This window comes from Caballeronia sp. M1242 (assembly GCF_017220215.1).
In the GTDB taxonomy this organism is placed as follows: domain Bacteria; phylum Pseudomonadota; class Gammaproteobacteria; order Burkholderiales; family Burkholderiaceae; genus Caballeronia.
In genome coordinates, this window is record NZ_CP071131.1 from 152,114 (window position 1) to 173,372 (window position 21,259).

The 21,259-nt window shown below is 63.6% G+C and carries 20 protein-coding genes; 4 read left to right on the top strand and 16 right to left on the bottom strand.

All coding sequences use genetic code 11. The features are described from left to right. Positions 1-83: 83 nt before the first annotated feature. The 3 genes from JYK05_RS20210 to JYK05_RS20220 form a co-directional block, all read right to left on the bottom strand. Entirely contained in the window at positions 84-1,628 is a 1,545-nt protein-coding gene (locus JYK05_RS20210) for a Rieske 2Fe-2S domain-containing protein (protein ID WP_175943125.1), read from the bottom strand. 431 nt (positions 1,629-2,059) lie between these two features. Continuing rightward, a complete protein-coding gene (locus JYK05_RS20215) occupies positions 2,060-2,734 on the bottom strand; it encodes a GntR family transcriptional regulator (protein WP_175943127.1) in 675 nt (224 codons plus the stop codon). A gap of 84 nt (positions 2,735-2,818) precedes the next feature. Further along, positions 2,819-3,313, bottom strand: coding sequence for a hypothetical protein (locus tag JYK05_RS20220; RefSeq protein WP_206470302.1), 495 nt, complete (start codon positions 3,311-3,313; stop codon positions 2,819-2,821). Positions 3,314-3,555: 242 nt separating this feature from the next. Between JYK05_RS20220 and JYK05_RS20225 the strand changes: the two genes are divergently transcribed. Continuing rightward, positions 3,556-3,882 carry a hypothetical protein gene (locus tag JYK05_RS20225; RefSeq protein WP_206470303.1) on the top strand — a complete coding sequence of 109 codons (327 nt, stop codon included), beginning with the start codon at positions 3,556-3,558 and terminating at the stop codon, positions 3,880-3,882. Between the two features lie 79 nt (positions 3,883-3,961). On the opposite strand, the gene JYK05_RS20230 is transcribed toward JYK05_RS20225, so the two are convergent. From JYK05_RS20230 to JYK05_RS20275, 10 genes are all read right to left on the bottom strand, one after another. Further along, complete coding sequence (locus JYK05_RS20230) at positions 3,962-4,906, bottom strand: amidohydrolase (RefSeq protein WP_206470305.1); 945 nt, start codon at positions 4,904-4,906, stop codon at positions 3,962-3,964. Further along, entirely contained in the window at positions 4,903-6,219 is a 1,317-nt protein-coding gene (locus JYK05_RS20235; RefSeq protein WP_206470306.1) for an MFS transporter, read from the bottom strand. The genes JYK05_RS20230 and JYK05_RS20235 overlap by 4 nt, the downstream gene beginning before the upstream one ends. Positions 6,220-6,233: 14 nt before the next feature. Next, positions 6,234-7,481: an MFS transporter gene (locus tag JYK05_RS20240; RefSeq protein WP_206470307.1), complete on the bottom strand. Its 1,248-nt coding sequence runs from the start codon at positions 7,479-7,481 to the stop codon at positions 6,234-6,236. Further along, the gene (locus tag JYK05_RS20245; protein ID WP_206470308.1) at positions 7,478-8,764 is read right to left on the bottom strand and encodes an MFS transporter; all 1,287 of its coding nucleotides are present in this window, start codon (positions 8,762-8,764) and stop codon (positions 7,478-7,480) included. Before JYK05_RS20245 ends, JYK05_RS20240 begins: the two co-directional genes overlap by 4 nt. After that, on the bottom strand, positions 8,761-9,825 hold the full coding sequence (locus JYK05_RS20250; protein WP_206470309.1) for an amidohydrolase: 1,065 nt from the start codon (positions 9,823-9,825) through the stop codon (positions 8,761-8,763). The genes JYK05_RS20245 and JYK05_RS20250 overlap by 4 nt, the downstream gene beginning before the upstream one ends. A gap of 13 nt (positions 9,826-9,838) precedes the next feature. After that, positions 9,839-10,990, bottom strand: a complete 1,152-nt coding sequence (locus tag JYK05_RS20255) for a porin (protein ID WP_206470310.1) — start codon at positions 10,988-10,990, stop codon at positions 9,839-9,841. Positions 10,991-11,032: 42 nt separating this feature from the next. Then, positions 11,033-12,412 (bottom strand): MFS transporter, encoded by a 1,380-nt coding sequence (locus tag JYK05_RS20260; RefSeq protein WP_206470311.1) that lies wholly within the window; start codon positions 12,410-12,412, stop codon positions 11,033-11,035. Between the two features lie 84 nt (positions 12,413-12,496). Next, positions 12,497-13,423, bottom strand: coding sequence for an SMP-30/gluconolactonase/LRE family protein (locus JYK05_RS20265; protein WP_206470312.1), 927 nt, complete (start codon positions 13,421-13,423; stop codon positions 12,497-12,499). A 20-nt stretch (positions 13,424-13,443) separates the two neighbouring features. Beyond that, positions 13,444-14,391 (bottom strand): NAD(P)-dependent oxidoreductase, encoded by a 948-nt coding sequence (locus tag JYK05_RS20270; RefSeq protein ID WP_206470313.1) that lies wholly within the window; start codon positions 14,389-14,391, stop codon positions 13,444-13,446. Continuing rightward, entirely contained in the window at positions 14,391-15,083 is a 693-nt protein-coding gene (locus JYK05_RS20275) for an RraA family protein (RefSeq protein ID WP_206470314.1), read from the bottom strand. The genes JYK05_RS20270 and JYK05_RS20275 overlap by 1 nt, the downstream gene beginning before the upstream one ends. A 165-nt stretch (positions 15,084-15,248) precedes the next feature. Here JYK05_RS20275 and JYK05_RS20280 point away from each other — a divergent pair, with 165 nt between their 5' ends. Beyond that, positions 15,249-15,977 (top strand): IclR family transcriptional regulator, encoded by a 729-nt coding sequence (locus JYK05_RS20280; protein ID WP_206470315.1) that lies wholly within the window; start codon positions 15,249-15,251, stop codon positions 15,975-15,977. A gap of 26 nt (positions 15,978-16,003) precedes the next feature. On the opposite strand, the gene JYK05_RS20285 is transcribed toward JYK05_RS20280, so the two are convergent. From JYK05_RS20285 to JYK05_RS20295, 3 genes are all read right to left on the bottom strand, one after another. Next, a complete protein-coding gene (locus JYK05_RS20285) occupies positions 16,004-16,714 on the bottom strand; it encodes an IclR family transcriptional regulator (RefSeq protein WP_206470316.1) in 711 nt (236 codons plus the stop codon). After that, positions 16,711-17,943, bottom strand: coding sequence for an alpha-hydroxy acid oxidase (locus tag JYK05_RS20290; RefSeq protein ID WP_206470317.1), 1,233 nt, complete (start codon positions 17,941-17,943; stop codon positions 16,711-16,713). Before JYK05_RS20290 ends, JYK05_RS20285 begins: the two co-directional genes overlap by 4 nt. A gap of 484 nt (positions 17,944-18,427) precedes the next feature. Then, complete coding sequence (locus JYK05_RS20295) at positions 18,428-19,213, bottom strand: IclR family transcriptional regulator (RefSeq protein WP_175943157.1); 786 nt, start codon at positions 19,211-19,213, stop codon at positions 18,428-18,430. A 185-nt stretch (positions 19,214-19,398) separates the two neighbouring features. On the opposite strand from JYK05_RS20295, the gene JYK05_RS20300 reads away from it, so the two are divergent. Both JYK05_RS20300 and JYK05_RS20305 read left to right on the top strand, forming a co-directional pair. Further along, complete coding sequence (locus JYK05_RS20300) at positions 19,399-20,682, top strand: MFS transporter (protein ID WP_175943976.1); 1,284 nt, start codon at positions 19,399-19,401, stop codon at positions 20,680-20,682. A 4-nt stretch (positions 20,683-20,686) separates the two neighbouring features. Continuing rightward, positions 20,687-21,133: a type II 3-dehydroquinate dehydratase gene (locus JYK05_RS20305; protein WP_206470318.1), complete on the top strand. Its 447-nt coding sequence runs from the start codon at positions 20,687-20,689 to the stop codon at positions 21,131-21,133. Positions 21,134-21,259 lie beyond the last annotated feature (126 nt).

The window sequence follows — 21,259 nt, forward strand, 5'->3', positions numbered from 1 at the left end:
CCTTGCTCGCGAGTGTTGATCGATGAGGCCGGACGGCTCACGGCGCGCGTGCTTCCCGCGCCGGTGAGACAGCCGGCACTCGATCAGCCTTTCAGCGACTGTTCAAGCTCTGCAAACTTGCTGCGAACGAACTGGCCGCGCTCCTCGCCTTTCATGCTTTCGCTTTGATTCAGGATTTCGACGACGGACTTCAGTACCTTGCGTCGCCGGGCGACCTCCTCTTGGACAGTCGCGCCTTCTGCAATTTCGAAAACATTGCCCGAGCAGAAGCTGTTGGGTGCCCCGCCCAACTCTCGGAACCATTCGGCAAAACCGCGAGCCGACGCAGCCGGGTTGCTGCCGCGAACCGCGTCGCGCAACATCTTTCGGAACTGATACAGTCCCGCGTCGAAGCGGGTGGGGTTCTCGAGCGCATGAACCGCGATAGGACGTTGACTGATAATGGCCTCGTAGTCGCCCGGCGCGTACTGGCATTCCTTGTAGTTGTGTCGCTCGCGGTGGTTCGACGGAATCGGGGGCATGTCCTCGAGCTTGTACTTGCCGAACCGCTCGGGCCGGCGCATCGCGACCTGACCTTCGAGAAAGTCGATCGTCTCATACCCAACCATCTCCTTGTTTCCGATTCCGCGCGTATCGATGCCCGGACCCATCACCCGCCACCCGATCATTTTGCTGTTCTCGTCGTCGACCGGCACGGTCCAACGGATGATGTGAAAGCGGCTGAAGTACTTCTTCTTCGAGCCGTCTTCCGACGTGTACGCATGCAGGCTAAGGTTCGGCAGAACTTGATGCTGAACACGAATGAACAACTTGTCCTTGTCGACCCGACGCGCGCCCGCGCACGCAAGGCTACGGCCGTTCTGCACCGGAACGAAGTTCATATCGGGGGCGACTTCCATGGAAGCAGCGCCGACCTCGTCGAACGTGGTGCCTTGATAGTTACCGCCGACGACGTTCTTGCCGGCGTGCAGCGCGGTGGGATGATAGTTATCCGCCGCGTTGTCCTGCACTTGCAGCCAGTTGCAATGCTGGAAGTTGCTATACGGCACGAGTTCATCGCCCGGCAGAACCGTGTAGTCGCCCTCCCACTCGGGGAACGGCGGCTCTTCGTCGGGCGGCCCCATATAGGCGAAGACCAGGCCATTGCGCTCGACTGCCTTGTAGGCGCCCTGACGGATGGAGCAGGCGTAACGCTCTGCTTCCTTTTCCTCTCCTTTCGGGAAGGGAACGTGAAGGCAGGTGCCGTCCACGTCGAACACCATGCCGTGATAGCAGCACATGATGCCCTTCTCCTGAATAGCACCGTATTCGAGCGAGGCACCGCGGTGAACGCAGTGAGCATGCAGGACACCTACACGGCCGCTCTTATCGCGGAATGCGACGAGTTCCTCATTGAGGATCTTGAGAAAACGCGGCGTATCGGTCAGTTCCATGGACATGCAGACCGGGTGCCAGAAGCGGCGCATGAATTCGCCCATCGGAGTCCCCGGGCCGGTCTCGGTGAGCTCCGGATCGTGGTCCGGGACTTTGTTCGTGTAATAGCCGCCGAAGGGGATCAACTTCTTGGCCACCGGCACCGAACCGCCCGTGCGTTTCTGCTCGTCCATCTTGTCCGACTTGACGCTCATGTCTCTTGCCTCCGTAATTGATCGGGGATCGCGGGCGACGGGTGTTGGTCGCCGGCTTGTACGCTGTCTTCCGTGTTCTGAACTCTGTATCCAAAGATTATGCGCACTTTCTGTGTATGTCTCTATGGGTAAACACGGAGGCGATGCACCGACAACACGGTGCGCTCGGCGTGTGACGCGCCCGAGCGCGAAGCCGACTTCGAGCTCGGCTCGCAATCGAGCAAGCGTTTGCAGGGGGGCGAGGGACGGGAGACGATAGCTGCCCTAGAGGGCAAGCAAGGGGTTATGACGAGGAGGTCACCGCCGCGACAACGGTGACGCAGAAGGACTGCCCAGGTAGCGGCCGCACGTTGCGTAGGGGCCCAATACTGCCCGCAGCGTTGCCGCTGCGGCGCAGACTAGCGGTTTGCTGCAGGTAACGGTTCAGCAGGTCAAGACGTGATGCGCATCTCTGCTTGGGTCATCCCGCGCAGAAGATTTTCTCGGGCCACCTCGGTGTGCCGGACACTGAGCTTGGCGGCAAGCTCCTCATCGCCATCGGCGATAGCGGCAGCTATGGCTGCGTGCTCCTCCCAAACCGTCTTACGCTGCCCCACCACCTGCAACACCGCGCCCATCACTCGACGAAGATGCATCCAGTGCAGCCGCGCGTTTTCGACAATCAATGGATTGCCTGAAGCGGCATAGATAGCGCTGTGAAAAGCCATGTCGGCCTCGATCATCGCCTTGACGTCGTCTCCCCTGGACACTTTGCGGCCGTGGCTAATGAGGGCCTTGTCCAGCACAGTCTTCTTCTTGGCAGCCAACTGTGCCGCGAGCCCATCGAGGGCACCGCGGAACTCGTATAAGTGGCTCACGCGCGCGCTGTCCAGCGGCGTGACCTGCAGCCCGCGTCCCGGCGCGTCTTCAACCAGACCGTCCTTCTTCAAGAGCCGAAACGCTTGCAGCACGGGCGACCGCGACACCGCGAGCTGTTCGGCGATTTCTTCCTGGACTATGCGAGTACCCGGCGCGATCGACCCCTCGCTGATTGCATCCAGCAAGACCCGGTAAACCTCGTCCACGTAATCCGTTCGGGCCTGGATTTTAAGAAGTTTAGCTGGCATAGCGGCTCGGTATGGATACAGAATACCAATAGCATATCAGCCATTGTGACGGGACACTCGACAGGCGCTCTTCACGCGGAACCATCACTCCTCTGTCGTCAAGGAAGCACGCCATACGCGGATATTGCCCTCATCGGCGCAGAAATACCGGACGGGTTCGCGCGCGCTGACCTCGGATGGCGCCGTCGGTGGCACATCGCCGATCTGGCTGGTCCGGTGTGTAGGCGCCTGCACGAAGACAAAGGCGAACGCTGCGCAATAACGCTTTGCTTGTTCTACCGCGAGGTGCTGGTCAGAGCATAGATGCGAGTTGCCGACTGTGCGAGCGTCCCGAACGACGATGGAGACGAGTCGTCCTCCCGAGCGCGCAAGCAACCATACGGCTTCATAGTCGTCTGTCACCGGCGACTTAACCAAAACACGCAGCAACCCCTCGGTATCGATATCGAGCCCACATCGCTCCATTACCGCGCGTGCGTTCAGAGGGATCTTAGAGCCCGAGACCCAGCGCCCGAGCGAAGGTGGCGGTCGTCGCAAGTCGAGGAAGCTGAACATCGAATCGTCTATGTCGGGCGTCATGACGTCGCCGGTGCATGACACGCTTGGGAAGCTAGGAAGATTCATGAAAGTCGGTCGGCGTCGCCGCGCGGCTCTGGCTCCGGAGGAGAGGATTCTGTATCCAAAGCGTACGCGCGCGCGTATCTGGCGCACATGCGGGGTAACGCTAGGTTCCCGCGGCGAGCGCAGCTGTTGATGCGGAAGTCGCATCCGACAGCATCGGGCGCGGCCTAGAGCCATTAAGCGCGACGCGACAATTTTTCATGGATGCCGGCGAACGGAAGCCCAACGGCACGTCGAGCGTATCTCTGGCGCATTCCTTCAAGATGAGCGGGCGCGCGTTTGAGACGCGTTTCCAACAGCGTGCTGCAGAGGTGATTGGGCGGACGCGCTGGGCACCTAACAAATATGCGCCGGAGCCGCTATTGCGCGCCGCAAGCTTCCAGCACATCGCGATCAATGTAGCCTCGGCACTGTCGACGCTCGACCACCACAATCGCGACGGGCTCCACCGGAACACGGCCAAGTTTGCGACCTGCACGCACCAGCCCTCAAGGCCCAATGAAGATTTGCGGCTTCCACTACATTGATCGCCGCGTACCGTTGCGGATGCCTCACTCGCGGTCGTCGTCGAGGGAAAACGTCGCCGCCAATACCATCGACAACGGCCTACACGGCATCGAACCCGTAGAGCCTCGTCGGATTCGTCACGAATATCATCCGCTGCCACTCCGGCCTGTCGATCCAGCCCGCGATGACATCGACCAGGCTGGCGTCGTCGGGCTTGCCCGAGGTCTGCGTCGGATGCGGCCAGTCCGTGCCCCACAGCATGCGCTCAGAGGCCATGGCGATGAGTGCCCTGGCGACCGGCGCCACGTCTTCATAACCGGGCGCACCCGTCTTGCTGTCCACGTACGGCCCCGACAACGTGATCCACGTGTTGCCCCTCTCGACGAGGCGCTGCGCCGTGCGTAGCGCGTCGCTCGCGGCGCCGCCGGGCTGCGGCACATGCGCGATATGGTCGATGACGAGCGGACAAGGCAGCGCCGCGAGGTGCCCCTCCAGTTGCGGCAGCTTCGCACCTTGCACGACGAGTTCGATGTGCCATCCCATCGGCGTGATGCGCTTTGCCAGCGGCGCGAGCATGTCCAGCGTCGTCGCGCCGGGATAGCTCAGGTTGAATCGAATGCCGCGCACGCCGGCGCCGTTCAACGCATGAAGCGCCTCATCCGTCACCGATGTATCGACGACAGCAATGCCGCGCGCGTCGTTGCCGAAGCGCTTCAACGCTTCCACGGTGCATCGGTTGTCGGTGCCGTATGTCGATGGCGTCACGACGACGTTGCGCCGTATCCCGAGCCGTTTCTGCAACTGCCGATACTGCTCGACCGTCGCATTGGGCGGCCGCAGTTTGGTGCCGGGCGCCACCGGAAAGCGATCGTCATAGATATGCATGTGACAATCGACGGCATGCTCCGGCAAGGCGAAGGACGGTCGCTCCGAACCGCTCGACCACGTTTCCTCGGCCGCCGCCGTGCGAGGCAGCGCGGCCGTCGCGAGGGACGCGCAAGCCAGTTTCAGAAATCTGCGTCGCGACACACCCTTGCTGCTCATGCCGCCTCCGTCTTGCCGACCATGCGCCCAGATTGACCTTTGCGCGTCAGCAGGAGCAGCGTGGCGACGCTGACCAGCGTCAGTATGCCGAGCGGCATGAGCGCGAGCGAATAGCTGCCCGTCGCCGCCTTGACCCAGCCGTAGACGTTGACCATCAGGCCGCCACCCAGCAAGTTCGCGATGGCATTGACGGTGGCCAACCCCGCCGCGATCGTGCTGTTCGACAGCATGTCCGATGCGAGCGCCCAGAACGGTCCCTTGAACGCATAGGCGCCGACGAGCACGCAGCACAGCATGCACACGGTGGGCACCAGCGACCCGCTGAGCGACGTGGCGAAGAGACCGCCGCCGATCAAGAGCATCGGCACGACGGTATGCCAGCGATGCTCCTTCGTGCGGTCGGAATGACGGCCCCAGAAGATCATCAGAATCGACGCCAGCGCGTACGGCACGGCGTTCAGCATGCCCGTCTGCAGCACGGTCAAGCCGTACGACTTCAACAACTGCGGCTGCCACACCGACAACGTGCTGCCCGCAGCGGACGCGCAGGTATCGACGAGCGCGAGGCACAGCACGTAGCGGTTGCGAAAGAGCTTGGTCAGCGGCATCGGCGCGACCTTCTTCGGCTGTGCATTTTCCGCGGCGAGCGCGCCGAGCAGCCACGCGCGCTCGTCTTCGTTCAGCCACGTCGCCTTGGCGGGCTTGTCGGTCAGCATGAAGAGGCACGCGATGCCGAGCAGAACCGTCGGCACGCCTTCGAGGATGAAGAGCCAATGCCAGCCGCGCAGACCCGCAATGCCGTCCATCTGCAGCAAGAGCGCGGAGATGGGCGACCCGATGAAGCTCGCCGCCGGAATCGACACCATGAAGGTCGCGACGACGCGCGCGCGATACGCCTTCGGCACCCAGTACGACAGATAGAGCAGCACGCCCGGTGCAAAGCCGGCTTCGGCCGCGCCGAGCAGAAAGCGCAGGATATAGAACGTCGTGGCGTTGTGCACGAGCGCCGTCGCCGCCGACACCAGCCCCCACGTAATCATGATCCGCGCGATCCAGACGCGCGCGCCGTACTTTTCGAGCGCGAGGTTGCTCGGCACTTCGCAGATAAAGTAGGACACGAAGAACAGACTCGCGCCGAAGCCGAACACTTTCGCGGACATGCCGATGTCGTGATTCATCTGAAGCGACGCCATGCCGACGTTGCCGCGATCGATGAACGCCATCAGATAACAGATCATCAGGAACGGCAGCAGCCGCCAGATGACCTTTCGCATCGTCTGCCGCTCGAGTGTCGTGGTGCTTGCAATTGACATGTTCGTCTCCGACTTTATGCGCCATCGCGCTGTAGTTTGAATCGTTGCCACGCGACGATGGACAGGACGCCCACCGCGAGCACCACCGCCATCGCCGCGAATGTGTGGCGCACGCCGAGCGCCTCGGATATCGTGCCGACGAGCAGATAGCCGAACGGCATCGTGCCGTTGTAGGCCATGCCGTACATGCCGACGAGTCCGCCGCGAACGTGCTCGGGGCAGCGGCGCTGAATGGTCGCGTTCGTCGATGTCGCCGCGAACGTGAGGCTGAAGCCCAGCGCGTAGAACGCGGGCATCGATGCGCCTACCGCGCTCGTCGTGGCGAGCACCATCAGCGCGATGATCGCGGTCCACGGCGCCCACGCGATGAACCGCGCCGACGCGCGCGGACCCAGCGCCGACGAGAGCAGCACGGCCGAACTCAGCGAACCCGCGCCCGCGCAGGCGAAGAACACGCCGGTGAAACGCGCGGCGTCGTGGAACGCGCGGTCCGCGAGAAGCGGCACGAGCGTCTGGTAACTCGCCGCGAAGAGGCCGATGCATGCGAGGATCGGCAGATAGCGCGCGGAAAACGCGTCCGACATCACGTAGCCGACGGCGTCGCGCAAGCTGCTCTCCGCGCGCGAGGCGCGTGCCTCCGTGGAGAGTCGAATCGACCGCACGCAAATCGCCATGAAACACAGCGCGAGCGCATAGATTGCGAACGATGCGCGCGGACCGAGCGTCGGATAGACGAATCCCGCAATCGTCGGGCCGACCATGCGGCCGACGTTATAGACCATGGTGTTCATCGCGACCGCGTTCGATGTCAGGCTCGTATCGCGCAGGCTCGTGAGCAGCAACACCTGACGCGCGGGCACTTCGATCGCACTCGAAATGCCGATCGCGAGCGCGTGCGCGAGAATCAGCGGCACATTCAGCAGATGCAATGCGGACAGGGTGATGAGACTGCCCGTCAAGATGAGCGACGCCGTGAGCACGCACAGCGTCACGCGACGCGCGTTCTCCGCGCGGATGCGCGATCCGGCGACGGGCGCGACGACGAGTTGCGGCCCGTACAACAGGAAGTTGAGCAGCGCGAGTATCGCCGCCGAACCCGACAGGTGATACACGAGCAGATTCAGCGTGACGTTCTGCGTCCAGCTTCCCAGCACCGACGCGACCTGCCCGCTCAAATAGCGCCGCAGCGACGCTTCATTGAGGGCGGGAAAGAGCCTGCCGATCCATCCCGGATGATTCGGCTGATTGGGGGCGGTCGTCATGCGAGCGTCTTGCCGCGCGTCTCCGGCGCGAAGAACACGACGATCGCGGCGGCGATGAACGCGACGATGGTCGTCGACAAGCCCAGCACGAAACCGCCCGCAGTCGTTGCGAGTGTCCCGATGACGAGCGGCGCGATGAATCCGCCGAGCCGCCCGCCGTTGTATGCGAGGCCCATGAGAAAGCCGCGCGATGCCGTATTGCCGATGATTTCCGCGAGAAACGGTCCCGCCCCCGCGAAGATGCCGTTCACGCTGAAGCCCGTGAAGAAGATGGCGACCATCAGCACGAGCGCATTCGACGACAGGATGTAGCCGAACACCGCCGCCGCGCCGACGAGCAGATACGCCATGAACATCGGCCGGCGTCCGAGGCGATCGACGAAAGCGGAAAACATCAGAAAACCGGCGATTGCGCCGAATTGCAGCGCGAGCACGAACTTGAGGCTATGCACGAAATCGAGGTGCTTCACCGTGACGAGGAACGTCGGCGTCCAGGTGAACACGCCCCAGTACAGGTATTGCAGAAAGAAGATGAACATGAACGCAGTGAGCAGACCGCGGACGTTCAGCTTCGCATCGACGGGAGCGGTCGTTGCCTGCGCCCTCGCGCGTTTGCGTTCGAGCCAGATGGGCGACTCGGGCGTCTTGCGCGCGACGAAAAACAGGATGAAGAACGGCAACGCGCCGATCAGGAACAGCACGCGCCATCCGTGGCCCGCGAGACCGTCGTTGACGCCGCTGACGATGCCCGAGATCGTGATCGCGAGAATCGCGCCGATGGGCAGGCCCATCTGCATCAGCGCGCCGCCCTTGCCGCGGCGGCTCGCGTGCCACGTTTCGGCGATGAGCGCCGCGCCCGCCGTCCACGTCCCGCCCATGCCGAGCGCGCCGAAGAAGCGGATCGTCGCGAACCAGTGCTCGTTCGGCGCGAACGCGAGCAGCCCCGAGAACAGCGAATAGATGCCGATGCAAAGCAGCGCCGTGCGCACACGCCCCAGCCGGTCCGACACGTAGCCGAACAGGATGCCGCCGAGAATCTGCCCGGCTGCCGTGATGCTCGTGAAAAGCCCGAGCTGGGCCTTCGACAGACCGAATTGCAGCGCAAGCGTCGGCAAGAGAAGCGAGAGGAGGAACGAGTCATAGCTCTCGAACGTCCAGCCGAGACCGGCGAGCGACAGCGAGCGCCACTCCCCGCGCGTGATGTCCTTGTAACGCTTCCCTTCGGCTTCGCTGCCGATGTCGCTTCCGGTTGCGCCCGATGGAAGGCTCGCGCTCGTTTTCATGACTCGTCTCCTGGTAACCGCAAGCGATACGTCGCCGCGGCGGTGCCGCTGAACAGCGCGGCTTTTTCATCCGCTGACAATGACTGCGCCAGCCGCTTGAAGGCGTTCCACAGCACGCCGTAGCTGAACATGCCCTTGTCGACGGGGAAGTTGCTCTCGAACATGCAGCGCTTCGCGCCGAAGAGTTCGATGCAGGTCTCGAAGTAAGGCCGCCACGCGGCGGCGAGTTCCTCCGACGAAGGCGGCGTTTCGCGCGATGCGGAGCCGAAGCCGAACCGCAAGCCGAAGCCGAACACGGTCATGCCCGCGCCGCCCAGCTTCAGGCGCGTGTTGGGCAGGCTCGCCAGCCGCGCGAGCCCGTGCCGCCATTCGGCCATGACCTGCTCGCGGCTGTTCGCGTGCGGTCCGACGCCGAGCGGGCCGCCGAAGTGATCGATGACCACGGTCACATCCGGCGCGGCGCTCGCCAGTTCGTAAAGCTCCGCGAGTTGCGTGTGATAGACCCACGCATCCAGCGACAGCCCGTAGCGCGCCAGCGTCTTCACGCCTCGCCGGAAGTCGGCGTTCGCCATCAGATCGCGCGGCGGCGTCACCGGGCTCGAAACCACGTCCGTGCTCGAATGCCACGCAAGCGGATTGCGGATGCCGCGCAAGCGGCCGCCCGTGACCTGAAGCATGGCTTCGAGCACGGGCGCGACCGCATCGCCCAGCGCGAGGTCCGCGCCGCCGACGATCGCGTCGCTGGCTCTCGTCGGTCCATACGCCCCGCTTGCGAACATCGCGGCGATGCCGTTGGCGAACTCCGCTTCGCCGACCGGCTTCATCGCCGCGGGACCGTGCTCGCGCAGCATCGACCGGCATTGCACATAGACGCTCGCTACGATGCGATGCCCGCTGCCGGCATCGCGCGCGAACTCGTCCGCTAGATAGCGCCCGCTCTGCCGGTCCCACAGATGATGATGCGCATCGACGATAGGAAGATCCGGCTCCAGAATCGGCTCCTGACGGCGCGCGAGCCATTCTTCGCGGACGGGCAAATGAGGCGCATGGACGATCTGCACGGCGGTTTCCTCGTCAGAACTTCTGGCGCAGGCCGACTGTGACGCCGGTCTGGTTGTAGCCGGGCGCGACCGTGCCGTAGCCGTTCACGCCAAGCGCCGACTTGTCCTTGTTGTGCGCGTAACCGACGGTCGCGTAGAGGTCGGTGCGCTTCGACAGGAAGTAGTCGGCGTTGATGACGGCCAGCCACGGATCGGCGCCGGTCGAATGAACGTCGTGGTAGTAGCCGACCGCGGTCAACTGGAACGACGGCGTGATCAGATATTGCGCGCCGAGCCAGTACAGGTTGGCGGCATTGGCGGCCGAACCGTTGGCGACGGCAATCGGGTTGACCGGCAGAAATGTGTTCGATGCCCGCAGATAGCGGTAGCCGGCATAGGCCGTCACCGGACCGAAGTTGTACGTCGCGGCGGCGAGCGCGCGGCGTTCGGTGCTCGTGTTCGTGGTCAGCGTGTTGCTGTTGCGCTGTTCGTAGACGGCGGTCGCCGCGATCGGGCCGCTCGAATAGGTCAACGCGCCGCTGAAGAACCGGCCGGTGATGAGCGCGCCCGGCACTTCGGAACCGTAGCCCGTGTCGTAGCGCGTGCTGTACATCGCCTGCGCGGTCACCGGGCCGAACTTGCCGGTGTACTTCACCGAATTGTCGATGCGAGCGGCCAGCGCATAGTCGAGCGACAGCGCTGAATAGCGCGATGAGACGCCCATCGGATCGAACGTCACCGACTGTTCGTAGATCAGCGCGTTCTGGCGACCCAGCGTCAACTGCTGCCCTTTGTAGCTGAGACCGACCCACGCCTGCCGACCGAAGAGGCGCGACGTCGTCGTCGGGTTCGTGCCGAGGCCGCGGGTCGACTGCGAGCTCGTTCCGTCGTTGATGTTGAAGCCGGCCTCGAGGTTGAACAGCGCCTTCAGCCCGCCGCCCAAGTCTTCGACGCCCTTCAGGCCCCAGCGCGAGCCGGAGAGATTGCCGGACACTTCTCTCACCTGAGATCCGCCGGCACTGGTGTTGTTCAGATACTCGAAGCCGACATCGGCGATGCCGTACAGCGTCACGCTGCTTTGCGCACGCGCCGCGCCGGACGCGAACGTCATGCTTGCGACTGCGACCGTCCCAAGCGCAAGACTGGTTCTAAGCTTGGCTTTCTTGTGAGCCTTCTTCACGGACATTTCGTCTCCAAACAGGGTTATGAATTTTGTTGTCGCAGCCTTTCACGACTTGCGCGCGGCGCTGGCTTCGCCGGCATTCGCGCCGGGATCGCCGAGCCATGCGATCGTCAGCGCGCCGATCAGCAGCACGGCGGAGACGGCCAGCAGCGGCAGCGTGAAGCCGCCGGAGATCTGCTTGAGCGCGCCGATCATCGACGGTCCCGCGAAGCCGCCGAGATTGCCGACGGACACGATGAGCGCGAGTCCGCCCGCCGCGGCGCGGCCGGTGAGAAAGCTGGAGGGAATCGCCCAGTACGTCGCCTGGAACGCGAGAATTCCGCTGACGGTGAAACACAGGGCGATGAGCTTCAAGAGCGGCACGTCGGTCAGCGCGCTGCATGCGAGCGCTGCGGCGGCGACCAGCAAAGCGCCGGCAACGTACGGCACGCGCTTTTGCGCCTTGTTCGCCACGCGCGCCCACCACAGCATCGCGAACGCGCCGATCAGGTAAGGAAGCGCCGTCAGCCAGCCGACGACCGAATGCGTGACGCCGAACTGCTTAATGATCTGCGGCATCCACAGGCCGACGCCCACCGATCCGACGATCCCGCAGAAGTTGATGAACGCGAGCACGAACACCCGCCAGTTGGTCATGGCGTCGCGCAACGTGCTGCCGTGCTTGCTGCCGATATCCTTCTGCTCCGCGGCAAGGCGCCGGGCGAGCGTGGCCTTCTCTTCGTCGCTGAGCCAGCTGGCCTTGTCGGGACGATCCGCGAGGATGAAGAGACATGCAACGCCGAGCAGCACAGCGGGCAGGCCTTCGATCAGCAGCAGCCATTGCCAGCTTTTCAGGCCGTGCAGTCCGCCCAACTGAAGCAGCGCGCCGGAGATCGGCGAGCCGATCATGTTCGCGACGGGAATGCCGACGAGGAACGCGGCCGTCACCTTGGCGCGCCATTTGCCGGGAAACCAGTGCGTGAAATAGAGATAGATGCCGGGCGTGAATCCGGCTTCCGCGATGCCGAGCAGGAACCGCGCGCCGGCGAAGCTCTTCGGGCCGACGACGAACGCGGTCAGCATCGAGCACACGCCCCAGGTGATCATGATGCGCGCGATCCAGACCCGCGCCCCGACCTTCTGCATGATGAGGTTGCTCGGAATCTCGAACAGGAAGTAGCCGATCGAGAACAGTCCGGCAGCCAGGCCGAATTGCTCGCCTGTGAGACCGAGGTCTTTGTTCATCGTCAGCGCGGCGAAGCCGACATTCGTTCGGTCGAGATAGCTGACGACATAGCAGAGGAAGATGAACGGAAGAATGCGCCGGAACGCCTTCGCGAGCGTGCGTTCACTGGCCGCGAAGTCTTCGCTGGCGAGCACGGTCCCGCTCGCCGCGTTCTTCGAACGCGCGGCGCGGGTTTCATCGATGGTTTGCGAGAGTTGCATGAGTGGCTCCTCCATCGCGCTGCTTGGGCGCAATGTCTCGGCTTCGCGTCGCGCAGGCGTGCATCGCCCGTCGACGAGAAAGCCTCAGTGTTTCTTTGCTTGCTTGGGAAGCGGTCCGCAAACGCTCATGTCGGCCTTCAACACCAGACCGTTCGTCGACTCCGTCATGAAAAGCGTCTTCATGTCCGCGCCGCCGAAACACAGGTTCGTGAGCGACACGCCTTCCTGCGCGGTCAGAATCTCGACCGGCTCGGCGCGGCTGTTGAGCACCCACACGCGGCCAAGCCCCGGATTCGCGATGAACAAGCGGCCATCCGAGTCGATCGTGAGACCGTCGGGACCGCTCGGGCCGTAGGACGTGAAGAACTGCCCGACCTTGCTGACCGAGCCGTCCGCCTGCAACGGCACGCGCCACACGCAGTTGCCGCGCGTCATGCCGACGTAAAGCACCTTCTCGTCCGGCGACAGCACGAGTCCGTTCGGGCTCGGGCAATTGCCGAGCAGCATGTCGAGCTTGCCCTCCGGCGACAGCCGATACACGCGGCCTGTCGGATCGTGCAGGCCGGACTGGCCTTGATCCGTAAAGTACAGGTTGCCGTGCGAATCGAAGGTCAGGTCGTTCACGCCCTTGAAGCGCTCGGAGTTGCGGCGCTCGAGGTACGGCTTCACTTCCCCGCGCTCGATGTCGAGCAGCATCAGGCCGTTGCGATAGTCGGTGATGAGAAGGTGCGCGTCGTCGAACAGTTTCATCCCGTTGGGCTCGCCGTCGTACTGCGCGACGAGATCCCACTCTCCCGAGAGCGAAATGCGAAAGATGCGGCCGTAAGGGATGTCGGTCACGTAAAGGTGGCCGCGCGGATCCCAGACAGGACCTTCGAGAAACGAATCGGTGGTCATGCCGCCACGATTGGCGCGTGCCCAATCCGTCTGCACATCCGCTTTGCGGTACTTCTCCGGCATGCGCGTGAACACCTGCGCTTCGCGCACTTCGGGCGACGTGAGATAGAACATGCTCAGTATTCCTGCGAACGTCACGCCACCTTGCGGGCGTTTTCCTCGATGACCGCGAGCACGTTGGCCGCAGCGCCCTTGCCCATGTTCACGTAGGCCGCTTCGCTGACGCCGCCGACGTGCGGCGACAGAATCAGATTCGGCACGGACTGGAACGGGTGCGGATGCGTCATCGGCTCGACCGCGAAGCTATCGACGCCGGCCGAGCGCAACCGGCCGCTCGCGAGCGCCTCGACGAGCGCGGCTTCGTCGATCAGCCCGCCGCGCGCCGTGTTCACGAGAATCGCGCCCTGCTTCATGCGAGCAAGCGTGTCGCGATTGATCATGTTGCGGTTCTCGTCCGTCAGCGGACAGTTGAGCGAGAGCACGTCGGACGCTGCGTAGATGTCTTCCATCGACGCGAGCGTCACGCCGTGCGGGGCTTCCTTCGCGAACGGATCGAAGGCGAGCACCTTCATGCCGAACGCGACGCCGATAGCCGCGACGCGCCGGCCGATCGAACCAAGCCCGACCACGCCGAGCGTGCCGCCGTCGAGTTCGAAGGACTTGTGCGTGGACTTGTCCCAGTGGCCGGCGCGCATGCGAACGTCGAGCTGCGGCACCGACTTCGCGCACGCAAGAATGAGCGCCCACGCGTGCTCGGCGACCGCCGCCGCGTTCGCGCCGACTGCCGCGCGCACCGCGATGCCGCGCGCGGCGGCGGCTTCCTGATCGATCACGTCGATACCGCTGCCGTGCTTCGAGATGACCTGCAGGTTCTCCGCTGCATCCATGATGCGGGCGTTGATCTTGCCGTAACGGACGATGATCGCGACCGGCTTCGTCTTCTCACACAGCGCGACGATGTCGTCTTCGGTCGGCTGCTTGCCGGCGAACACGACCTTGAACGCGTGCAGCATGTCGAGCGCTTGCGGCGCGAGATCGGCGGCCGTGACGAGGACGACGGGCTCCTGAGCAGTCGTGTTCATTACAGAACCTCGCCTTCGGCCAGCATGCCCGCCGCGCGCAGTTCCTTGTCGAGCCAGCCAGGACGCACATCGCCCTTGTGGATCGCCGCGATACGCGCCGTTTCCATATCCAGCTTCTTCTGCGCGAGTTCGACGATGCGCGCGACATCGGCGCGCGGAATCACGACGACGCCATCGGCATCGCCGACCACGAGATCGCCGGGATTGACCGCCGTGCCGCCAGCGGAAATCGGATGGTTGACGAGACCGGCCACGCTCTTGGTCGGGCCGCACGGATTCAGGCCGGCGGAGAAAATCGGATAGTCGCCGTTCGCGAGTTCGTGCGCGTCGCGCACCGCTGCGTCGATGACGATGCCCGCGATGCCGCTGACCTTCGCCTGTGTCGCCATGATCTCGCCGAGCAGCGCGCAGCTCACGTCGCCCTTTCCGTCCACGACGATCACATCGCCCGGCTTCGCGACCGCCAGAGCGGCGTGGATCGCCAGATTGTCGCCTTGTCGCACCTCGACGGTGATCGCCGGTCCCGCGACTTTCATCTTCGGCGACAGCGGCTTCACGCGGCCGTGCACGGTGCCGCGCCGGCCTGCGACGTCGGCGAGGATGGCGGCCTGGAACTTCGCCGCAGCTTGTACTAGTTCGGGTGAAACGCGCTCGATGTCGCGGATGATCGATTGATTCGTGTCGGTGCTCATGGACTAACCTCAGGGAGAGTTGTACTGTGTGCAACAGTGGTGTACGAAGTGAAACCACTTTAACGCGCGCTCGATGTGCGAGCCAGTAGCGTTAACCCTTTTACAGTGCACACCATCGTTTTACTGTGTACAATGCATCGAAAGGATGAACGTCAAGGGGACGAGATGGGAAACGACGGTGTGGTCGCGGTCGAACGAGCGCTCGGCCTGCTCGATTGCTTCAGGCTCGGCAAAGAGAAACTCTCGCTTGCTGCGCTGGCAAGCGCGTCGGGCATGCACAAAACGACGGTTTATCGGCTAATGAACTCGCTCGAACGCATGGGTTACGTCGTGCGTTCCGACGACGGCATGTACGGACTCGGCGCGCGCGTGCTGTATCTGGGCAAGCTGTATGAGCAGTCGTTTCACCTGTCGTCCGTGGTGGAGCCCATCCTCTTCGCGCTCGCGGCGCAAACGAAGGAAAGCGCCTCGTATTACGTGCTCGAGAAGAACCAACGTCTGTGCCTGTTCAGGGCGGAGCCGTCCGAGGGTCTGCGCGAGACCCGGCTCGCGGGAACATCGCTTCCGCTCGACGACACCGCGATCGGCCAGGTGATCCGTTACTGGGGACTGCGCGAACCGATCTTTTCTGAGCCGCCGCAGCTTCCGCTTTTCACATCGGGGGCGCGGGACGTGCATACGGCGGCATTCGCCACGCCCGTGTTCGGGCCGGATGCGGAATTCATGGCCGCGTTGACGCTATCCGGCCCGGCCTCGCGCTTGAACGAGGCGCGCGAAACCGGCGAGCTGATTGCGCCGCAACTTCAGGCGGCGTCCGATCTTTCACGACGACTCGGGGCAAGCATGGCGTTTTGCGAGCGCATGTACGGTACTGGCGAGCGCCGTCAGGCCTGAGCCCACGCAGCGGGCGATTAGGCAGATCACGGCGCAGCGCCAAGCAATGCGCTGGCAGCGAGCGCTTCGTCGAAGAGTTGCGAGCGGATACGCGCATCGTCCACATCGAAGTGGCCGATCACGCCTGAAAGCGTCAGCACGCCGACGAACGCATCGGAGATACCGAAAAGCGGCGCGGCCATCGACGCGAGCAGCGGGTCACCGACGCCCGCCGACGAAACGATGCCCGCCACGCCCGCGCTCGCGAATGCCTGCACGGTTTTGCGCTCGAAGCGTTTGAAAGCGAGACTCGACGCCGATTTGTCCATTGGACGCCGCGTGCCGGCGCGGATCGCCACGCGAACATCGCGCTCGGGTTCCGCCCGCAGCAGACAAAGGCGCGCGTCGCCGTCCCGCACATAAACTGACGCGCTCGCGCCGGTCTTCTCGCTGAGCCGCTCGACGACCGGCTGCAATGTCGTCACGAGCCCCACGCTGCTTTCGAATGCACGGCCGAGCTGAGCGGCCTTGTAGCCCAGCCGGTACATGCCGTTTTGCTCCTTGTGCACGAACCCGCGTGCTTCGAGCGAAAGCATGTATCGGAGAATGACGCTCTTGAAGAGCCCCGTTTGCTGTTCCAAATCCGACAGCGACCGGCCGCCAGGTTCGCCCAGAAACGCTTCGAGCAAGGAAAGCGTCCTGTCGACAGCGGCCACTGACCGGTCTATTTGTTCGTCATCCTTATTGTGCGATTTCATTGCCCGTACCTTTGGCTTGCAGCCACGCCTTCCGGCAACCTGATCAGGACGTCCGGCGTCAATTCGTCGATGCTGACGACGCCGAGCAAGCCGAGATTGCGTTGCACCTCTGCTTGCAGGATGGCGACTGCGTGCGCGACGCCCGCCTTGCCGGCCACAGAGGCGGCATAGTTGAACGGCCGGCCGACGAAGACGAAATCCGCGCCGAGCGCGAGCGCCTTCAGCACATCGGTACCCCGCCGGATGCCTCCGTCGATCATCACCGCGATGTCATGACCGACTGCATTCGCGATTCCAGGCAGCACGCGAAGCGGCGCGGCGGTGCCGTCCAGCTGTCGCCCGCCGTGGTTCGAGACGATGATTCCATCGGCGCCATGATCTCGCGCGGCGATCGCGTCGTCGGTTGCCATGATGCCCTTGATCACGAGTTTTCCCGTCCATTGCGCCCGGATCTGACGCACATGGCTCCAGTTCAGATGGTCCTTCGCGCCGAAATCCCGCACGACGCGGCCCGAGAAGATGGGCGCGCCTCTCGTCGCATAGGAGTTCTCGAAGTGCGGCATGCCGTGGTTGACGAGCGTTCTGAGCGCGGTGCCGAAGAGCCATCGAGGGCGCGTGACGCCGTCCCACGCGAGCCGCATGCTTGGCTTGAGCGGTGTCGAAAATCCCGTGCGGATATTGTTCTCGCGATTGGCGAGCACGGCCGTGTCCACTGTCAGAACGAGCGTGTCGTAGCCGGCGCGTTGGACACGTTCGATCAGCGCGCGAATCTTCTCGGGTTCGCCCGGTAGATAGGCCTGGAACCATGTGCCGGACGCTTCCTTGGCCACTGTCTCAAGAGGAATGAGCGACGAGCCGCTCATGATCATCGGGATGCCGGCATCGCGAGCGGCTCGTGCTTGCACGAGGTCGCCACGGTAAGCGGACAACGCCGATATGCCCATCGGCGCGATGCCGAACGGAGCGCGATACGTCTTGCCGAGCAGTGTCGTCGCTTGCGTGCGCCGGGACACGTCTCGAAGCACGCGCGTCACGAAGCGATATTCCGAATACGCCCGTTCGTTGTCGTCCAGCGATGCGTTGCGCTCGGCTGCACCCGAGATGTACCCGAATATAGGTCGCGGAAGATGCCGCCGCGCGGCGATCTCGAAGTCATCGAGCGACAAGTATCGCCGCAACGCCTTGGGAGCCGGCTGTGCCGGAGCTTGCTTGGTTGGTTCCGCTTTCATTGCCCGCCTCTCGGATGCACGCATGCCATCAGAGGCAGGACATCCATGCTGATTCGTGGACCGCTCCGCGCATTAACGACCGCGCCGTGGCTTTCGAAAAAATCATAACGCCGTTATGAAAATCGCGCAACGACTGGCAGCCAGCGAAGCATTCGACGAAATGTGGCCGTCAGCCGAAGCCCGTTCAAGGGAAGCTGCGGCCGCTTGGAGCGACCAACGATCACGAACATCGAGCGATGTCGTGTTGCGGTGGTACGCGTTGTGGGCTGGCGTAGGCGCGCCTCGTTAAGCTGCGGCCCTTTTCAGAGGCAACCAGGCGATGGAATGGCCGGTTTATGGGGCGCCGCCGCATGCCGTCCGTCGGGCGACTCATTGCCCCGGTCACGCAGTCAGGCATGCAAAGGCCGCTAGTGGAGTGGCGCTGTCGCTCACGCGACGATGTCGCGCACGGTGTCGGCCGTCGATGAACCTCGGCTCCGCTTTCTCATCCCTTGCCCAGAGGTGGCCGGCTCGGAAACCCGGCCATGTTGCTGAGCTGAGCGAGCTCGTTGGCGGCCTCGCGCAGCAGTTCCGAGTACTCGTGGATCTTCTCTGCGGTCAGCCGCTTGCGCGGACCCGCCAGGCTAATGACGCCGACGCAGCGCGAGCCGCTGACCACCGGTGCCGCGACCGCCGACATTCTGGGCGCAAACACCTCGTCGATCATTGCGTAGCCGCGCACGCGCGCGGCGTGCAGGAAACCGAACAATGCCTTCAGCGTCGTCGGCGCGTTAGGGCCGAATTCCTTCGGCTGACCGAAGCCCTGCTTCAAGACCAGCGCGGCCGCTTGTTCATCCGACATCGTCATGAGCCACGCGTGACCCGTCGACGTGCACGAAAGCCGCGCGGCCTGACCCATGTCGGGATCATAGCGAAAGCCTGTGCGCTGTCCGTCCGCCTTGCCGACCCAGATGATGGCGTCGCCATCCACCAGCGACAGCCGCGCCAGTTCGCCGGTCTGCGCCGCGACACGTTCGATGATCGGCTGCGCGATGTCCGCGATACCGGTCAGGCTCAGAAACTCGAGGCCGTTCGACGTCATGCGCATCGTGAGGATATAGCGGCTGTTGTCGGCGAACTGACGCACATAGCCGCTCTCGACCAGTTCGGCGAGCACGCGATGACATGAACTGCGCGGCATGCCTAACGCATCGGCGATCTCCAGCAGTCCCGTGCCTTCGCCTTGCGACGCAAGGAAATCCAGAATTCTCAGGCCGTTCTTCAGCGACATGGTTCGTCGGGCTTTCGCGATATGAAACGCGGTTCCGGTTCGGAACATTCAGCGTTGCTCGAGCCAACAATACCACTTGCTCGTCCGAGAAACGAACGCCAACATCCAAAATCCAGGAGACATTCATGTCAGTTACCGCTGACCCCAACATGGCCGCGGGCGAACGATCCGCGCAGGCCCACTTGATGGCGCGTCGCGCAGTGGCGGGCGCGACCGTCGGCACGGCGCTGGAGTGGTTCGATTTCGCGCTATACGGCGTGGTCGCAGCCACGATCTTTCCGAAGCTGTTCTTTCCATCGCTCGACCCGACTGCGTCGCTGCTTGCGTCGCTCGCCAGTTTCTGGGCGGGGCTCGCCGCGCGTCCGCTGGGCGCGGTGATCTGCGGCATGCTCGGCGACCGCTGGGGACGGCGCAACCTCATGCTCGTCACGGTTTCGGTGATGGGCGCGTCGTCGTTCATGATGGGCCTGCTGCCCACTTATCAGCAGGTCGGCATTCTTGCGCCGACCCTGCTGGTTTCGCTGCGCATCATTCAGGGGTTCGCGCTCGGTGGAGAATCGACCGGCGCGCAACTGATGGCGGTCGAACACGCGGCCGCGACGAAACGCGGATGGTATTCCGGCCTGCTCGGCATCTGCTCGCCGCTCAGCCAGATTCTGGCGAATTTCTCGCTCTTCGCGCTGTCCGCCCTGCTTTCGGCCGATGACTTCGAATCGTTCGGATGGCGTATCCCGTTCCTTGCGAGTTTCGTGCTCGTGCTGCTCGGCATCTATATCCGCATGAAGGTCAGCGAGACGCCGGCCTTCGAGGCGCTGAAGAAGAAGGGCGAAGGCGCGCGCGCCGCCAATCCGCTCGGCATCGTCTTCAGGTTTCACTGGCGGACCGCACTGCGTCTGACACTGTTCTTCTGCGGCCCCGCGGCGCTGTTCTATCTGATCGTGGTCTTTTCGCTGAGCTATCTCACGAAGAACCTCGGCGTGCCCAAGCAGACCGGCTTCATGCTGCTGATGGTGGCCAATGTCTGCGCCATCGTGGGTGCGCTCGCGGGCGGCTATCTGAGCGACCGGATCGGGCGTAAGCGCGCGCTGATGATCGGCTCGTTCTGCACGCTCGTCTGCTGTCTGATTTACTTTCCGATCCTCAACCAGCACTCGGTCGCCATGACGATGGCCGTGATGGGCGCATTTCTCGGCTTCACGCAGTTTCAGAGCGGCATCCAGCCGGTATGGTTCGCCGAATCTTTCCCGACCGAAGCGCGCTACACGGGCTCCGCGCTGTCGTACTCGGGCGCCAATCTGCTCACCGGCGGGCCCATGCCGATCGTCGCGGTGGCCCTGCTCAATGCCTTTCACGGTTCACCGTGGGCCATCGTCGCTGTCTGTGGCTCGCTGAACCTGCTCTCCTTCCTCATGATCGCCACGTCGCGGGAAACCAAAGACACGGCCCTCGAACGCAGCGCCACCCATTGAAACCATGACTCGCAAACTCTATATCCTCAACGGCTCCAACCTGAACATGCTGGGGCTGCGGGAACCGCACCTTTACGGCCATACGACTCTGAAGGACATCGAACGGAACTGTCTCGCGCTTGCCGAGGATCTCAAGTTCGATTGCGTGTTCCGTCAGACCAACAGCGAGAGCCAACTGGTCGACTGGATTCAGGAAGCATTCCTGCAGGACGCCGCGCTCGTCATCAACCCGGCCGGCTTCTCGTTCGGGCGGATTCCGGTGCTCGACGCAGTCAAGCTGATCCGCCAGCCGGTGGTGGAAGTGCATATCACGAACATTCACCGGCGCTCCGAGGAATACCGCCACTCGACAATCTCGGTGGCCGCGACCGCGGTGATCTGCGGGGCGGGCGCGAACGGATACTTGCTTGCGATTCGCGCTGTCGATGACCTTTGGACCGCACAGAGCTAATGCTTGAGTGAATCATCGTCGCGGTAAGCGGCCGTTACAGAGGCGAACGAAAGCACCGAGATGCCGTCGATCGCCTTGCGCTCGGGCGCTCAACGACGCAGGTCCGAGAACCCTCAGGAAGTATCC

Excerpts from the sequence above, each read along its gene's own strand:
- JYK05_RS20220 (WP_206470302.1), bottom strand. The coding sequence starts at position 3,313 with ATGACGCCCGACATAGACGATTCGATGTTCAGCTTCCTCGACTTGCGA.
- JYK05_RS20305 (WP_206470318.1), top strand. The coding sequence starts at position 20,687 with ATGACTCGCAAACTCTATATCCTCAACGGCTCCAACCTGAACATGCTG.
- JYK05_RS20275 (WP_206470314.1), bottom strand. The coding sequence starts at position 15,083 with ATGAGCACCGACACGAATCAATCGATCATCCGCGACATCGAGCGCGTT.
- JYK05_RS20295 (WP_175943157.1), bottom strand. The coding sequence starts at position 19,213 with ATGTCGCTGAAGAACGGCCTGAGAATTCTGGATTTCCTTGCGTCGCAA.
- JYK05_RS20300 (WP_175943976.1), top strand. The coding sequence starts at position 19,399 with ATGGCGCGTCGCGCAGTGGCGGGCGCGACCGTCGGCACGGCGCTGGAG.
- JYK05_RS20245 (WP_206470308.1), bottom strand. The coding sequence starts at position 8,764 with ATGAAAACGAGCGCGAGCCTTCCATCGGGCGCAACCGGAAGCGACATC.
- JYK05_RS20255 (WP_206470310.1), bottom strand. The coding sequence starts at position 10,990 with ATGTCCGTGAAGAAGGCTCACAAGAAAGCCAAGCTTAGAACCAGTCTT.
- JYK05_RS20215 (WP_175943127.1), bottom strand. The coding sequence starts at position 2,734 with ATGCCAGCTAAACTTCTTAAAATCCAGGCCCGAACGGATTACGTGGAC.
- JYK05_RS20235 (WP_206470306.1), bottom strand. The coding sequence starts at position 6,219 with ATGTCAATTGCAAGCACCACGACACTCGAGCGGCAGACGATGCGAAAG.
- JYK05_RS20265 (WP_206470312.1), bottom strand. The coding sequence starts at position 13,423 with ATGTTCTATCTCACGTCGCCCGAAGTGCGCGAAGCGCAGGTGTTCACG.
- JYK05_RS20210 (WP_175943125.1), bottom strand. The coding sequence starts at position 1,628 with ATGAGCGTCAAGTCGGACAAGATGGACGAGCAGAAACGCACGGGCGGT.
- JYK05_RS20270 (WP_206470313.1), bottom strand. The coding sequence starts at position 14,391 with ATGAACACGACTGCTCAGGAGCCCGTCGTCCTCGTCACGGCCGCCGAT.
- JYK05_RS20285 (WP_206470316.1), bottom strand. The coding sequence starts at position 16,714 with ATGAAATCGCACAATAAGGATGACGAACAAATAGACCGGTCAGTGGCC.
- JYK05_RS20280 (WP_206470315.1), top strand. The coding sequence starts at position 15,249 with ATGGGAAACGACGGTGTGGTCGCGGTCGAACGAGCGCTCGGCCTGCTC.
- JYK05_RS20240 (WP_206470307.1), bottom strand. The coding sequence starts at position 7,481 with ATGACGACCGCCCCCAATCAGCCGAATCATCCGGGATGGATCGGCAGG.
- JYK05_RS20290 (WP_206470317.1), bottom strand. The coding sequence starts at position 17,943 with ATGAAAGCGGAACCAACCAAGCAAGCTCCGGCACAGCCGGCTCCCAAG.
- JYK05_RS20230 (WP_206470305.1), bottom strand. The coding sequence starts at position 4,906 with ATGAGCAGCAAGGGTGTGTCGCGACGCAGATTTCTGAAACTGGCTTGC.
- JYK05_RS20260 (WP_206470311.1), bottom strand. The coding sequence starts at position 12,412 with ATGCAACTCTCGCAAACCATCGATGAAACCCGCGCCGCGCGTTCGAAG.
- JYK05_RS20225 (WP_206470303.1), top strand. The coding sequence starts at position 3,556 with ATGGATGCCGGCGAACGGAAGCCCAACGGCACGTCGAGCGTATCTCTG.